The sequence below is a fragment of the Pontibacter roseus DSM 17521 genome (assembly GCF_000373265.1).
Lineage (GTDB): Bacteria > Bacteroidota > Bacteroidia > Cytophagales > Hymenobacteraceae > Pontibacter > Pontibacter roseus.
The window spans coordinates 465,812-479,450 of the sequence record NZ_KB890766.1; the positions used below are offsets into that span (position 1 = coordinate 465,812).

10 protein-coding genes are annotated in these 13,639 nt (G+C 38.9%); 1 reads left to right on the top strand and 9 read right to left on the bottom strand.

Annotation, left to right across the window (positions count from 1 at the left end; genetic code table 11):
• The first annotated feature begins 635 nt into the window (after positions 1-635).
• Positions 636-2,015, top strand: a complete 1,380-nt coding sequence (locus B051_RS0116290) for an exopolysaccharide biosynthesis polyprenyl glycosylphosphotransferase (protein WP_071594907.1) — start codon at positions 636-638, stop codon at positions 2,013-2,015.
• Between the two features lie 697 nt (positions 2,016-2,712).
• On the opposite strand, the gene B051_RS0116300 is transcribed toward B051_RS0116290, so the two are convergent.
• The 9 genes from B051_RS0116300 to B051_RS0116340 all read right to left on the bottom strand — a co-directional run bounded on the left by B051_RS0116300 (position 2,713) and on the right by B051_RS0116340 (position 13,603).
• Positions 2,713-3,750: a DUF354 domain-containing protein gene (locus B051_RS0116300; protein WP_018479286.1), complete on the bottom strand. Its 1,038-nt coding sequence runs from the start codon at positions 3,748-3,750 to the stop codon at positions 2,713-2,715.
• Between the two features lie 98 nt (positions 3,751-3,848).
• The gene (locus B051_RS0116305) at positions 3,849-4,886 is read right to left on the bottom strand and encodes a DUF354 domain-containing protein (protein ID WP_018479287.1); all 1,038 of its coding nucleotides are present in this window, start codon (positions 4,884-4,886) and stop codon (positions 3,849-3,851) included.
• Between the two features lie 81 nt (positions 4,887-4,967).
• The gene (locus tag B051_RS0116310) at positions 4,968-5,906 is read right to left on the bottom strand and encodes a glycosyltransferase family 4 protein (RefSeq protein ID WP_018479288.1); all 939 of its coding nucleotides are present in this window, start codon (positions 5,904-5,906) and stop codon (positions 4,968-4,970) included.
• Positions 5,907-5,978: 72 nt separating this feature from the next.
• Positions 5,979-7,097, bottom strand: a complete 1,119-nt coding sequence (locus B051_RS0116315) for a glycosyltransferase family 4 protein (protein WP_018479289.1) — start codon at positions 7,095-7,097, stop codon at positions 5,979-5,981.
• 49 nt (positions 7,098-7,146) lie between these two features.
• Entirely contained in the window at positions 7,147-8,280 is a 1,134-nt protein-coding gene (locus tag B051_RS0116320; RefSeq protein WP_018479290.1) for a glycosyltransferase family 4 protein, read from the bottom strand.
• An 80-nt stretch (positions 8,281-8,360) separates the two neighbouring features.
• The gene (locus B051_RS0116325; protein ID WP_169336221.1) at positions 8,361-9,383 is read right to left on the bottom strand and encodes an O-antigen ligase family protein; all 1,023 of its coding nucleotides are present in this window, start codon (positions 9,381-9,383) and stop codon (positions 8,361-8,363) included.
• Between the two features lie 264 nt (positions 9,384-9,647).
• Positions 9,648-10,418, bottom strand: coding sequence for a hypothetical protein (locus B051_RS0116330; RefSeq protein ID WP_018479292.1), 771 nt, complete (start codon positions 10,416-10,418; stop codon positions 9,648-9,650).
• On the bottom strand, positions 10,415-11,869 hold the full coding sequence (locus B051_RS0116335; RefSeq protein ID WP_211214347.1) for a nucleoside/nucleotide kinase family protein: 1,455 nt from the start codon (positions 11,867-11,869) through the stop codon (positions 10,415-10,417). Before B051_RS0116335 ends, B051_RS0116330 begins: the two co-directional genes overlap by 4 nt.
• Positions 11,870-12,052: 183 nt before the next feature.
• Entirely contained in the window at positions 12,053-13,603 is a 1,551-nt protein-coding gene (locus B051_RS0116340; RefSeq protein WP_018479294.1) for an MATE family efflux transporter, read from the bottom strand.
• Positions 13,604-13,639: the final 36 nt, after the last annotated feature.

Genomic DNA, 13,639 nt, shown 5'->3' on the forward strand with positions numbered 1-13,639 from the left:
GGAGCATTTCATAATAAATCAATTGAATCATAGGTAGGAGTTTAGTTTATGGTAGCGACTGCTATTCAAAAAACCTTTGCCTAAAGAAGCAATTGGATATCAGATTTTTAAATGTGATTCAGAATGTTCACAAGTAAAAATGAGCTTTCCCCTTACCAAAACTCCTCATTCACCCACCAAATAGTACCATTCCCCTTGTTTTGGGTTCTATTTCCGGATAAACATACATTTTAGAAATCTTTTATTATTAAATTAAGTATATTTAATATAAAAACTATCTAAAATTAAAGAATTTCTGTAGTTCAATATAGATGTATAAAAATTATGTTTTCTTAACCATTAAAGCTGTAATAGCACAACGCATTATGAAGCAAAGTTTACCCATATTCATTGAAGATTATTAATAAGCAGAATACTGGCGATAGGTGATTTATCATCCACTTATTACAATTAGGTTAGAAATGTCCAGTTTCTAAATAAGTTCTCCAACAGGTAGAACCAGAACCAGTCAAAAGGAGCAATTTCTAGCATTACTTCGCTCAGTCTGTACTGGTACCTGAATGCCTTACTATTTAAAGCGCCCTTGAAAAGTAGGCTAGCTTAACTCTGTTCAAATATCTTTAAAAAGCAATACTATGATAAAACCTCGACACACCTTCACACCCATGCACTTTGGAGGAGATATAGTAGCATTTTTGCTTTCATTTTTTTTATCTGTTTACTTCTTTAATGATGGCAACTATTTAGAGTTGGAGTGGGTGATTCTATTCATTATTATTTCTATATGGGGAATAATTATGTACTGGGGGAAGTTATATGAACTCAATATTAGACATAAGTTGTCCTTGGCTGCAGTAAATTATATTAAAGCATATATTATACTGATTGTCTCCTTGATTTTGTGTTTCTCTCTATTCCAGTTCTCTGAGCCCAGCAAAAATATTATAATAGGTTTTGTAGTAACGCTAGCAGTAGTAGGGATACCATTAAACTTCCTATTTCTGAGAATCAGTGAATTTAGAAGTATGAATAGTAGGAAGAAATATACCCTAGTAGCAGGTATAGGTAATTTAGCAGTAAACGTAGAGAAGAATTTAAAATCGCTACACAGTTCTTCTCACGAAATCAAGGGATTCGTAAAATGCAAGAATGAGGAATGTATTGTTGGGCAGGAGAGGGTCGTTGGTAACTTAGATAATATTAATGATTATTTGAAAGACAATCCTGTAGACGAAATAGTCATTGCTATACCTGTTAAGCCCTCTAAAAAAGTTAGAAGCATCATACAGGCAGCCGACTACCATGGTGTAAGAGTTAAATACATTCCCGATTACAGTGGCCTATTGGGTGAGAACTATAAGATAATGAGGTACGGTCAGATAGATGCCGTCAACGTGCGGCAGCTACCGTTAGATAACACGCAGTCTTTCCTAATAAAAAACGTTTTCGATAAAATTTTTGCTGCAGCAGCACTTTTAGGATTAGCTCCATTGTTTTTAATTTTAGCAGTCCTAATAAAATTTGATTCACCAGGACCTGTCTTTTATTGCCCAATTAGAGTGGGTAAAGGGGGTAAACTATTTAAGGTATTTAAGTTTAGGAGTATGCACGGTACTGACGCATCCTCTGGAGGGGTACTCTCAACTAGTAAGAACGATCCTAGAGTAACTAGAATTGGAAATGTATTGAGGAAGTATAGCTTAGATGAACTGCCACAATTTCTCAATGTGTTACTAGGCGATATGAGTGTAGTAGGGCCAAGGCCACACAGGAGCTATCTAAATCAACAACTACAAGCCAGCGTTGATAAGTATATGATTAGGCACTATTTCAAACCAGGAATTACCGGATGGGCACAGGTGAATGGATGGAGAGGACCCACAGAAACCAAAGAGCAGAAAAATCAGCGCACAATTCATGATTTGTGGTACATGGAAAATTGGTCTTTCTGGTTAGATATAAAGATTATTGGAAGAACTATTTTTAGCAGAAATACCCATAAGAGCGCATTCTAGATAAAAATAGAAGTAAGAAAAGAAAGGTTAATTTACTGAATTGGTTCTAGTATAAATGTTCTGTAAAGAAACTTTATATTATATGAAGAAAAGTCTATCCTAAGTCCCCAAGGTTTGTTGATGCTCTGCTTAAGAAAGTCTGAAATAATTTGCTGACACATCATTTCAAAAAGCTACTAGTTGAGGGAAGTCATTCAGTAGGCCTATAACAGTTGATTTGTAAGCTAATACGACACTGTCAATCATTGAACCATAAGCGAATCCATTGCGTCTTTGGCAAACCTAGCTTTAATATCAGAATTCATACCGTATACACAAGCTTCTGGTGTGTTCAAAACAAACCTAGCCTCTAGCTGAGGGAATCAACAGCGGGATTTCATCTTACTTTACGTCCAGTAGCTTATGGATATGCACATATTTTAGGTGCCTTGACATCAATCTGATTCTAAAAATACAACAGTGAGCAAGAGTCTAAACTGGAAGTAGTGACAGCATCACAAAGAGGATTGGCTATTTCATCTTCTGCTCCTTACTGCTCTTGATGACAAGCAGAAGGCTGAAGAGCGGTTGGACGGCTATAACTATAACGATTAACACCTGATGCTTAAAGTTAGGACACCAGTTATAGGTAAGAAACTTTCATAAAGAAGTAAACATTGCGGTAGTCTAAAATGAAGCTATTGCTATCAAAGTACAATCATGTATCGTACTTCAATACTTCATCAACCATGAAACGAGTAGTATCGATACTATCTAGTATAAGCACATCTCTTACATTTTTGAACCTCAGGCGACTGGAGTCGTCACTTAAAATATTTACAGCCTTCGCAATAGCTTCCTGTTGATCAGATTCGCTTTCGGTAAAATTAAAAACAATGCCATACCTCATCTCCTCCTCATCTGTGTAGCCCCTTCCATCGTTATCAATAAAAATGGAAGGAGTACCTAATATTGCTGCTTCTGATGCCATTGTAGCACTTTCACCAAAAAGTAAACTACTATAGTAGACAGCATCATGCATCCTGTTGAAAGGTAGCTTTATCCGATAATGTTCTAAGTCAGGTGGGAGCTCACCCTCAGCCGAAATGAACACCTTTGCATACCTAGACATAGACTTTACCGCTTTTCTTTTGTTTTCCAGCGACATTCCAGTATGGCCAAAGTCATGGGTAGCCGTCCAGGAGACGAATCTTACTATTACGTACTTTTCCTTTTCGTGAACTCCTAATTGATTCAGGACATCGGGATTCGGAGAATAGTAGTTAGGATGCAAATAGGCTAATTCCATAAAGCCATTAAAACGAACTTGCTTTTTGCCTAAACTTAAACGGTAGCAGGATGGTGTATATATTTTCGTGACGAATGGCAAAGTCAGTTTATGGTGGAGGTCAGCATGTTCTGTATCGCTGAATACTAAAGATACTTTTCCTAAAAGCCTGGCTACTTGAGAAGGGTAGGGATGTAAGAAATTGAGAAAGAGGTCTGGTTTGTGCTTTCTAGCTATGAGAAATAATTTAGCATTAGCGTAGATAGAGTACAAAACTTTGCCAATTCGGCCGTGTCTACCCCTTCCCCTACTTATGTAAGGAATGTTATATAAGTTAAGCAGACAGTGAGCTATTTCTTTTTTTCTAGCTACGAAAATAACCTCGTGTCCCTTCTCCTCCATTAGTTTGGAGAAGTTTCTAAAGTAGTGAACATGCGCAGGATGATTGATGTCTATAAGTATCTTCATTCAAGGGAGTACTTAGAGTGGGGTTTGCCTTAAGCATCTATCAATGTGCTTTTGGCTTATAAAGTATATTCATAAACAATAGATTTATGAACTGTGTATTATTGCTCATACTTTAGGACCTCGTTTACCATGAACTGCGTGGTATCGGCACAGTTTATCAGGAGTTCCTCTCTTAGTTTATTATACCTTTCTTTGCCCCTATCCTCCCGAAGGATTTCTATAGCCCTATTTATTGCTTTCTCTTGGTCTTCTTTACTTGCCCTGAAATTAGATACCAAGCCATATTTATGCTCTTGCTCATCTAAATAACCTAGCCTGTTGCTATTAATGAAAATGGAAGGGGTTCCGAGCATTGCTGCTTCAGAGGCCATTGTACCACTCTCTCCAAAAAGCAGTGAACTGTAATACAGAGCATCGTGTATTTTATCAAATGGTATCCTGATTCTGTATTTCTCAAGATCCTCCGGCAATTCTCCCTCAGAGGAGATAAATACTTTGGCAAATTTAGATAATTCCAGTACCGCCCGCTTTTTGTTCTCAAGCGTTATCCCGGAATGGCCCATGTCGTGGACAGCATTCCAAGACACAAACCTTACTATCACAAATTTGTCCAGAATATTCACATTCAGCAACTTTAGAATTTCAGGATTTGGTGTGAAGTACTTGGGATGTAAATATGATAGCTCCATGAAACTGTTAAATCTAATCTGTTTCTCACCTAAATCTATACTGTAACAGGAAGGTGTGAAAACTTTTGTAGCGAAAGGGACGGTGAGCTTGTGGTGCAAACTGGCATGCTCAGTGTCACTAAATACAAGAGAAGGTATACCGAGCAATTTAGCCACCTGTGAGGGATAAGGATGCAGGAAGTTCAAAAACAAATCGGGCTTAAACTTTAGTGAGATTTGAATCAACTTCAAATCAGCATATGCTAAGTATATTAATCTCCCAATTTTACCATCTCTGCCTTTTCCCCGGTCTATAAAAGGGATATTGTAGAGGTTGAGTAATCGGTGGGACATTTCTTTGTTTCTGGAAACGAAAAGTATTTTGTGCCCTTTCTCCTGCATAATTTTAGAGAAGTTTCTAAAATAGTGGACATGTGCAGGGTGATTGATGTCTATGAGTATTTTCATTTTGAGAGAGATAAAAATCTGACCATATGTAGTTTTTTGATAGGGGTGCTATAGTCTTTTGCTGTTCGAGTTATTTTTAATTTAATTGGTGAGAACTGTGCTATAGATTTCAAATATCTGTTTAGAGATTATATTATTATCGAATCTTTCAAGTACTGGAGTTCTGTTTGTAATGCGGTTCTGTGTAGAGGAGAGACTTTGGAGGCATCTCACATAGGCGTCAACTTCTTTATTGATTATAAAGCAGTTATCAATTCCAGAGCAAATAGCCGCCACATCACCTACATTGTTGGAGACTATGGGCAAGGAATTAATTATTGACTCTTTGATAACCTGCGGGCTTCCCTCCATTATGCTTGATAGTATAAGAGCATCTGCTGCCTGCATTATTCCGTTTAATTGGTCTCTGGTATAGCCTTTTAATTCGATGAATCTTACGGGTCTAGGAGAGACCTTAGAAAACGCATCAACCACTTTAAAAGCAAATTCTGGATCCTTCACTGGCCTATTAAAGCTTGAAGAAAAAAGTATGACAAAATCGGCTTTGCCCCACCCATTTTCAAATCTTATTTTGTGCCTGTCGCACTGGTTTACATTTGTATCAACTCCACATGGGATGATGGAGTAATTTGATTTGAAATACTTTACCATTTTAGGAGAGACAAGAATACTATGTGAAGCCAAGTACGAGGCGAGCAGGCCGAAATAGCGTTCAGTCTGTTTATTTATGTCACTTCCATGGAAGGTAATAATAATCTTATGCTTACTTAATGATATTAGCTTGCTAAAAACTGCTACAAGCGCCCATAGCCCGTAATGCACGTGTACTATATCAGGTTTCTTCTTTTGGACAAAATCCCTTAGTTGAAGTATAGCAGTCAGATATCCAAATACGCCTCCCTTTGAAATCAGGAAATGCTGCACATCTACTTGGAAGTTCTTGGTTAGGAAATCAGCCTGCTCTTTAACAAAAGGGAGTGGCTTGCCGGTTTTTGACCTACTTACGAATATCACATTCATAGAATCATTTAAATAATAGTACAAACCACACGTGATAGGAGGCCTCATAGCAAGCCTCAATCATAAAGTCTGTCAAGTGAGAGCAGATTTATAAACTTGCTCAAACTCTTGACCCATTTTCTCAAGCGAGAAGGAATTCTCAATGATGCTTCTACTGACTCTTCCGAAAGATTGGCATTTTATCTCATCACTTATTAATTCTAAGATAAGCGCTGCAATTTCTTCAGCTGTTTCGTTCTCAATTAGATACCCATTTTCGTGGTGACGTAGAATTTCCTTAGTCCCTCCAGCATCATTAGCTATCACCGGCTTAGAAAGCGCCATATATTCCATAATAGAATTTGAAATGCCTTCTCCATGTATAGCCTTATTTGAAAACAATACACCTATGGTAGAGGCATTAACCAGTGCTTCTACATCATCAATCCTTCCTGGAAGCAGAATTCTAGGGTTGTTACTATTCAGGTTTAGCAACTTTTTAAATTCTTCCTTATTATGGCATGCACCCACCCCTATGAAGGTTACGTCCTTTCTGCACTTGGTAACCAATGTGGCCACCCTGTAGAATAAGTTATAATCCTTATTTGGTGAAAATGAAGCAGACATGACTACAGTGTAAGGTGTAGTAATGCCGTATTTGGCCTTAACCTGCTCCGTAGAGGTAAGATTAATGAATCGATTTAAGTTTATACCATTATATATAATTCTACCCTTAGCTAGTGGGGGATTATAAGTATCTATCCCAGCTCTGGAATTAGATAAGATTACTTTAGAAAAGTGAAAATTCAATTTATCAATTAGGTAATCAAGAGTCCATTTATTAACCCTAGGTGGAGCTGCAGTGATTTGACTGTTTATCAAAGGGACCCTTTGACCGATGACTGTGGGTAATGTATAAAGTGATTGTATACGCCCCCAAGTATGGATAAGATGTGGCTTGAATTCTTTACAAATCTTATAAAATCTAGAAATCAATGCAGCATAGTTGTTCTTTCCTATGCTGCCGATAGCCTGGTACGGGATATCTAATTTGTAGAAGTCTGGGTAGTGCACTTCATCCTTTGTTACAACTAGCATCAACTCATAGGTGCCTTTTTTCTTTAGATAAGACAGGAGCTCGATTAAGCGCCTTTCTTTACCTCCTGATTGCAAGCTGCCGATATAAAAAAGAATGCGGGTCCTTTCCATCATTAACAAACTAAGTGGATTAACTACTTTTAACTACAGAAATACTATTCTTCTAAGCTAACACTTCATTACGCTGGCTCACTTTTAGTAATTTGAGCAGATTACTTGTGAGTGCCTTGTAGTCGTGCCACCTTAATACATAATTTAAAGCGTTGCGAGACATTCCATCGTACTCCTCCTGATTTATAGAAAGAACTTGGCTTTTTAAGTCAAGGGCATCTGTATACACTCTGCCTAATCCGTTATTTGATATTATAGAATCAGGATTGACTTTATCGCTTGTTAGTATTGGGGTTCCAACTGCCATAGCCTCCAGGAACGTATTACTGAATCCTTCATAATGGGAAGTGTTCAGTAAGTATTTGGCTTGGGAAAGAAAGGGCAGCACTTCCTGCCGTTGTAGGAATCCTATAAATTTGACGTTAGGCAGGCTTTTCAATCTATTTAAATACAGAACAGTCTCCTCATCAATTTTAGGTATCTCTTTTCCTGCAATGATAAATTGCTCCTTCTCTAAAAGAGTAGCTATATCGAATAGCAATTTTAGGTTCTTTTGGTATTGAAAAAGCCCAATCCACGCTATGAAACTCTTGCTTGCAATTTCATCCGAGCCCTGAATGGTACTCGCAAAAATAGGATTGGAAATCTTATATACACTATTGTTAGGAAACCTCTTAGACACAATAGATAACTGATAGTCGTTTTGGCACAGAATGTAATCGGATAACTTAAATCCCAAGTTCTGGAAGTATCGATGTGCAGCAGAATGGCTTCTAAAAAAACGGGAATCCACTAGAAAGTCATTCGATACTCGTTGCAAGAACTTTATCTTCAGCTTTCGACAAATAAGGGCCACTATAAAAGAATCCCAAGCTGGGATACCTTTGTAGACATAATCCGGCTTAGTCTCTTTTAGAGTTTTGTAGATATAGGGCAGACGATAGTATAGCCATCTTAGCCAACGTATACCTTTAGTTCGGTCAAAGTCAGGTAGAATTGTTATATCCTGACAATCATCTTTTACTAAGCCTATTTTACTTGGGTCTGACAATACGCATACCTCATGACCAGATGCTAATAAGCCCATTATCCAACCATACGCCTGTACTGCTGCTCCCCCTGATGGTTTTTCGTCCTTCAGTAGAATATTGATAATCTTATCGTCGTAAAAAAGAAACTTAGCCATTGTCAATTTGATTAGTATATAAGCTTTTTTAGAATGACAAATTCAATAGTATAAAAAGCTAATCATGTAGAGTGTCTCGTTCAATAAAGTTTTGGCTGCAGCTGTTGCTTAGGCTCACTCATTGAGTTCTTTTCTTCGACATCCTCATTTTCTTTAGCTAGCGGCAGGTATAAGAGCAAGAAGAGCAGAATGGTACATTCTACGCTTGTATAGCGCCCTGTTATAGTATAGACTATGAATGCCGCTGCGCAATAAAGGAATATGTAGGTATCGGTCTTGTTAGTCGCATTTTCAAACGCTTTCCAGAAGCTAGAAGCGACCATCAGAAGGTAGAGGATTAAACCAATGATGCCTGTTGAGTGGACAATATTAGTAACATCGGAATGGAGGCTTCTCTCATCTAAAATCCCTTTTCCATAGTTACCTGCACTATTAAGAAGTTCATACCCAAACAAGGGGTCATAATCCTGATACACAAACATATCTTTGTAAAGTATATCATACTCCAGAAAACGCGTTTCCTCTCCCAGTTCCCGTTCAGCTAGTTTTCTCTGTTCATACCTTTCCACAAATACTGTCATGAAATTTGTGTTGACTGCAACTACCAATCCCATGACCAGTGAAACTGCTCCAAAAACAACCAATTTCATTGAATTCTTTTTGTTCATCAGCAGGAATACCACCACTGCTAATGCCAATAGACACAAGCCCATAACGGAGCGCCTGAAAGATAACATGGTGATTAAGAAGGAAATCACAAGTGCTGAAAAGTATAATAAATTCCTCTTGCTAACGACACTCAGTAAGACAATGAATACAGCAGGAGCTATGATGTTGAAATCCGTGGCGTAAAGGTTCCCATAGAGCACTCCCGATGTAATCCCATACATTAGGTTGGGGGAATAACCCATCACAGTGGAGGCTCCTGCATTCATTATGTAAATGGCCAGAATAAGAAAAGCTGAAGTCGTCAGTTCCCTTTGAACCTCCTCTCTTGAATATTTCTTATAAATAGCGCTTATCAGCGGAATAGAAAGAAACAGCCACATGACGGCAAAGAAGCTAGGCCTTATTGTTTCAAAGTTTGATGTTCTGGTTGCCAAGACAAGGTATAGCAGGATTAGAATCAGTGAAAATACATTCTCCCGGAAAAATGAGTTATTTCGGTAAATAAAATATAAGATGAAGAAAGAAATTACACCATAATAAAGAAGCGCCGGTGTGAATGGAGTAATGACCACACGACAAAAAATAATCATTGGCAAGTAAAATATGGCCAATTCCTTTTTGTATAGGAATAGATATACAGCGAAGCCGTAGGTGAAAATTTCTATAGCGAGGAAAAAGAGACTCATTACTTCTTTAAATTAAATTTCTTCTAAGAGATTCTTCATGTAATGCACGTTTTCACTGATAGCTATCTCTCCATTTATCTCGAAAATCCTAAGATTTTTTTCCTTTAACTTCTGGAGAATTAGGTGCTGGGTGCGCTGCCACTTTTCTGTTTCTTCTAATAAGCCTTCCGTATCTTTCCCTAGATGTGAGGCAATCACTTTGCTTCTGTTTTCAAGTCTATTTGTAATGACGGCATTGTCTGAAACATTAATATGAAAGACAGCATGAGGCAAAGGCACCAGGGACAGATACTTCTCTATAAATGGTGATTCGGCCTGTTCATCACTGCTAATGAGGAAAGATTTCTGCAAAAAGCCTTCCTCAATAAGACAAGCCTTTCCGTTCGCTTTTTCTCTTATCGCCTGGTATCTGCAAAAGTCACTGAATAAGAAATAAGCCGATCTGAACCGCTTATCCATATCCTTAGAGTCATTTGCATCTGATAGATGATTCCAGCAGAGGCTGGCAAGCTTTTCGTTATGATTTATAAATCGCAGTCCATAATCAACTGCCAAACTCTTGGGTCTTCTCTTGCCCAAGGCTCCGCGAAGCTTATACTCCAACCATCCACCAATATTCACAAAACCTGGATTATCAGGCGCCAACAATAAATCCTGATGCACCCACTTTAGGTTTTTATTCCAGCTTTCACATAAGGCGCTATAAATAGTTGACTTCCCTACACCAGGTGGGCCAATGATTTCGATTAGTTTGGGGCCTTGTTGGCTAGAATGCTGTCTCATATTGAATTCCAGATTGCTCGTTTTGCGTTCAACAGGACTTGGTGGTATGGCTCGCTCGCATCAATCGTCACTACCTTCGCGTGTTTGAATGTGATTGCATCTATGTTTTTGCATTTCTGTTTTATCATCTCTAAGTCATGCTCAGGCTTTCTCTGTGATGCGATTTCAGGAGTTATATGTAGCTTTATAACAAGGTCGGGCTCTACTTCGGTGACCTCATCAAACATTTTCATCTCTTGTCGCGCAAAGAAGGAGTTGCCCTTGCCCTGAAGGTATGGGCCATCATTTATACCGAACACATCCTTTTGGGGGAATCTGTCACAGATGATGATACTGCCACCTTGGCTCATTTTCTCAGCTAAACGGAGGGAGTTCAGTTTCTCCTTTATTAAGAGCAAGTAATAAAGCTTTCCTAAGGCTTTTCTAAAGTACCTAGGTGCTTTGTTTCCTGAGAACAGAATGTATGCCCTTGAAAACAGCGTTTTGTTATAGCTCCTGATAAAAGGGCTTTTCCCTAAATAGAAATAATGTGTATCAATCTTAAATGAAAGCCACTCTATTAATTCTCTACTCAGAGTGCTTTTCCCTGAACCGTCGCTGCCAATTAAGGCTATCACTTTTCCTCCATTGCATAGGGTTTTGCCAAACCTATCTGGACCAATGAACTTATGAGAGTGTTTTTTGAATTTCAGTAAAGACTTGTAATAGCTGGATATCATCAATGATTGCCTCCAGGGCATACGAAAAAAGGGAATAACCTGCTGGTATAGCAAGCTAGATATCTCAAGTATATCCTCGGGCCTTTTCTTATCTAGTATCGTGTTGATTTGTACTTCAAATCCATTTGGAATCTTTAGGTTCAGCTTTGAGCAGAGGTTTCTGATTTCCATCAAATCAGATTTCTGGAGCAGACTGAGTAGTTCAGCTTGTATATAGCTGGGTATTTTTGGAGTATCTTTTCTCCTCTCGTTTAGGGGCATTTTCGCCCAGATGCGGATGAATAATACTAATGCCTCCAACTCTGGTTCTGGTATAGGCCAACCCGTCTGATCATCTATTATTACATGCTCAAAGAATACTTCAATCCAAGGCAAGTAGAGATGTTTGACATGCTGTATGCCTGTAACTAAAGCATAGTGTGCATGAACATGCAACAGTTTTCCGGTTTCATAGTCCAGCCCAATCCAATCATCCACATCTGGGTAAGTGCTCCAAGGCTGACTTTGTATTTTTTTATAGCCAAGGTTATATAAGCAGGCTTCAAAGAGGGGCTTGTCTGTTGGGTATATCAGCAAATCCAAGTCTGTTTTCCCGGCCAAACCCTTTGACAAGTGGCTGTTACTCTTCCAGTGTGCAAACCTAATGTTACAGCTCTTAAGTTCTCCAAGAAGCTTATTAGACTCCTGTGTAGCAGTGTACTCAGGCATATCTACTATCTCAGGGCTATACATGGTGTCATTTATCTTTTAAATTAATAATCGTTTATCGTTGTTGGCTATCTAACTGGTCTCTGTTAATTAGCAGACTAAGAGTGTGCTCCTCAATCAGTGGAAGTAGCGTTTTTATTATCACTTGCTATTGATACTATCTGGCCAGTTTAAATCCTTTTCTGAATGTGCGAATCAGTTAAGAGATTACTCTTTCTTTAGTACTTTTATTTTAGATACTGTTTCCCATACCTCTTTTCTGGCTGGACCTCCAAGACCAGAAAACCAAAATATGAAAGCTGTGGTAACCGCTGTGGCGAAACCGGCGGCAAATAGTTGTATCCATCCATCTATCGATACCCATTGACTTAGGTATGCTGCCGATACAAGGAGCAAAGCAGATGTCAGAAAGGGCTGAATCATTTGTATGGCAATCATACGGGAGTCATCCCTCATGCTCTCTTTCAATATCAGAGGATATCCTATTGTTAGAATAAACCTGCCTAAAAGAACACTGCTGCATAACCCGATAATAGCGTATTCTCTTACCAGGAAATAAGCAAACAGGAAAGTAATGGCTGATGCAATAGAGGAGTAAAGGACTTTTCTCTTCATATCCAGCGTGACATTAATAATCAAGCTATCAATTTCAAAGAATATTAGCTGCACCGCTACAAACAGAATCAACAGGTTTTCAATAGAGCCAGCAAAGTGCTCTTCACCTATCCAGAGCTTGATGAATGATTCATTCAGCAATACAACAGCAACTCCTAAACTGCAAGCAAGCAACCAGTTTAAAGAAACAATAATTCTTCTGGCTTTTATGACTTTGTCATATTCCTGCTTCCCAAAGAGGCCGCCTATACCTGGTATGATACCTGACACTACTGAACTCACCACGCCCTGCAATGCGCTTGAAGCGAACATAGTGATGGCATACTTGGTGACAAAGACGGGCCCGGCTATGTATCCTAGTACGATTTTGTCGCTGTGTAGAAGTAACATTTTGGAGCCGGTAAAAGCCATGAACCAGCCGCTTAGTTTTCCATAGGAAACTACTTTAGATAGGTTAGTAGAACCGAAGCCAAACCAACCTATGTTTTGCTTTACGATGTAATAAAAGGTGAACCCTGTTACAAGTGATACCACCACGTCAACAGCAGACAGGCCAATTATTCCATACCCCTGTGTAACTGCCAGAACTTTCAAACCTCCACCAAGTGCCACAATGCCAGCCCGAAACCCCATACGCCTGAAGCCCAGGTTCATTCCCCTTAGTACAGATTCAAACAGACTGAAGACCTTGTTGATGACCAGAGAGAGAATCAGGATAGAACACGTGAGTCTGATAAGTTGATAGTGTTCTACGCCTGCTTGTGTAAGGTATGGCGCATACCAGATGATTATACCTCCAATGATTAGGACAATCGGCAAAATAAGAACGGTAACTAAGAGAGCTGTTGTTACTTCACTCCTTAGTTCCTGCTCATCGACTGTATCCCTTTTATTGGCGATTGACCATTTGAGTACCTGGGATGCCCGAATATCAGCCATGCCAGCATACCCGGTCATCTGGCTGAGCATTTGCCAAATGCCATATAATGTGCTCCCTAAGCCGCCTACAATAAAAGGACTTACAATAAAGCCCGTTATCTGAGCTCCTGCGTAGTCAATGATACTTGTTAGAGAATTCAGATAAGCTCTCTGCTTAAGATTCTCCTTCTTCTTTACTGGGGCGGTAATCAATTCTCCATTCAAGGGTGTGTGTGGATGTAAAGTGGTGTATGTAACCTC

Coding starts and splice junctions, on each gene's coding strand:
- B051_RS0116290 (WP_071594907.1), top strand. CDS start 636: ATGATAAAACCTCGACACACCTTCACACCCATGCACTTTGGAGGAGAT.
- B051_RS0116300 (WP_018479286.1), bottom strand. CDS start 3,750: ATGAAGATACTTATAGACATCAATCATCCTGCGCATGTTCACTACTTT.
- B051_RS0116320 (WP_018479290.1), bottom strand. CDS start 8,280: ATGGCTAAGTTTCTTTTTTACGACGATAAGATTATCAATATTCTACTG.
- B051_RS0116330 (WP_018479292.1), bottom strand. CDS start 10,418: ATGAGACAGCATTCTAGCCAACAAGGCCCCAAACTAATCGAAATCATT.
- B051_RS0116310 (WP_018479288.1), bottom strand. CDS start 5,906: ATGAATGTGATATTCGTAAGTAGGTCAAAAACCGGCAAGCCACTCCCT.
- B051_RS0116315 (WP_018479289.1), bottom strand. CDS start 7,097: ATGATGGAAAGGACCCGCATTCTTTTTTATATCGGCAGCTTGCAATCA.
- B051_RS0116335 (WP_211214347.1), bottom strand. CDS start 11,869: ATGTATAGCCCTGAGATAGTAGATATGCCTGAGTACACTGCTACACAG.
- B051_RS0116305 (WP_018479287.1), bottom strand. CDS start 4,886: ATGAAAATACTCATAGACATCAATCACCCTGCACATGTCCACTATTTT.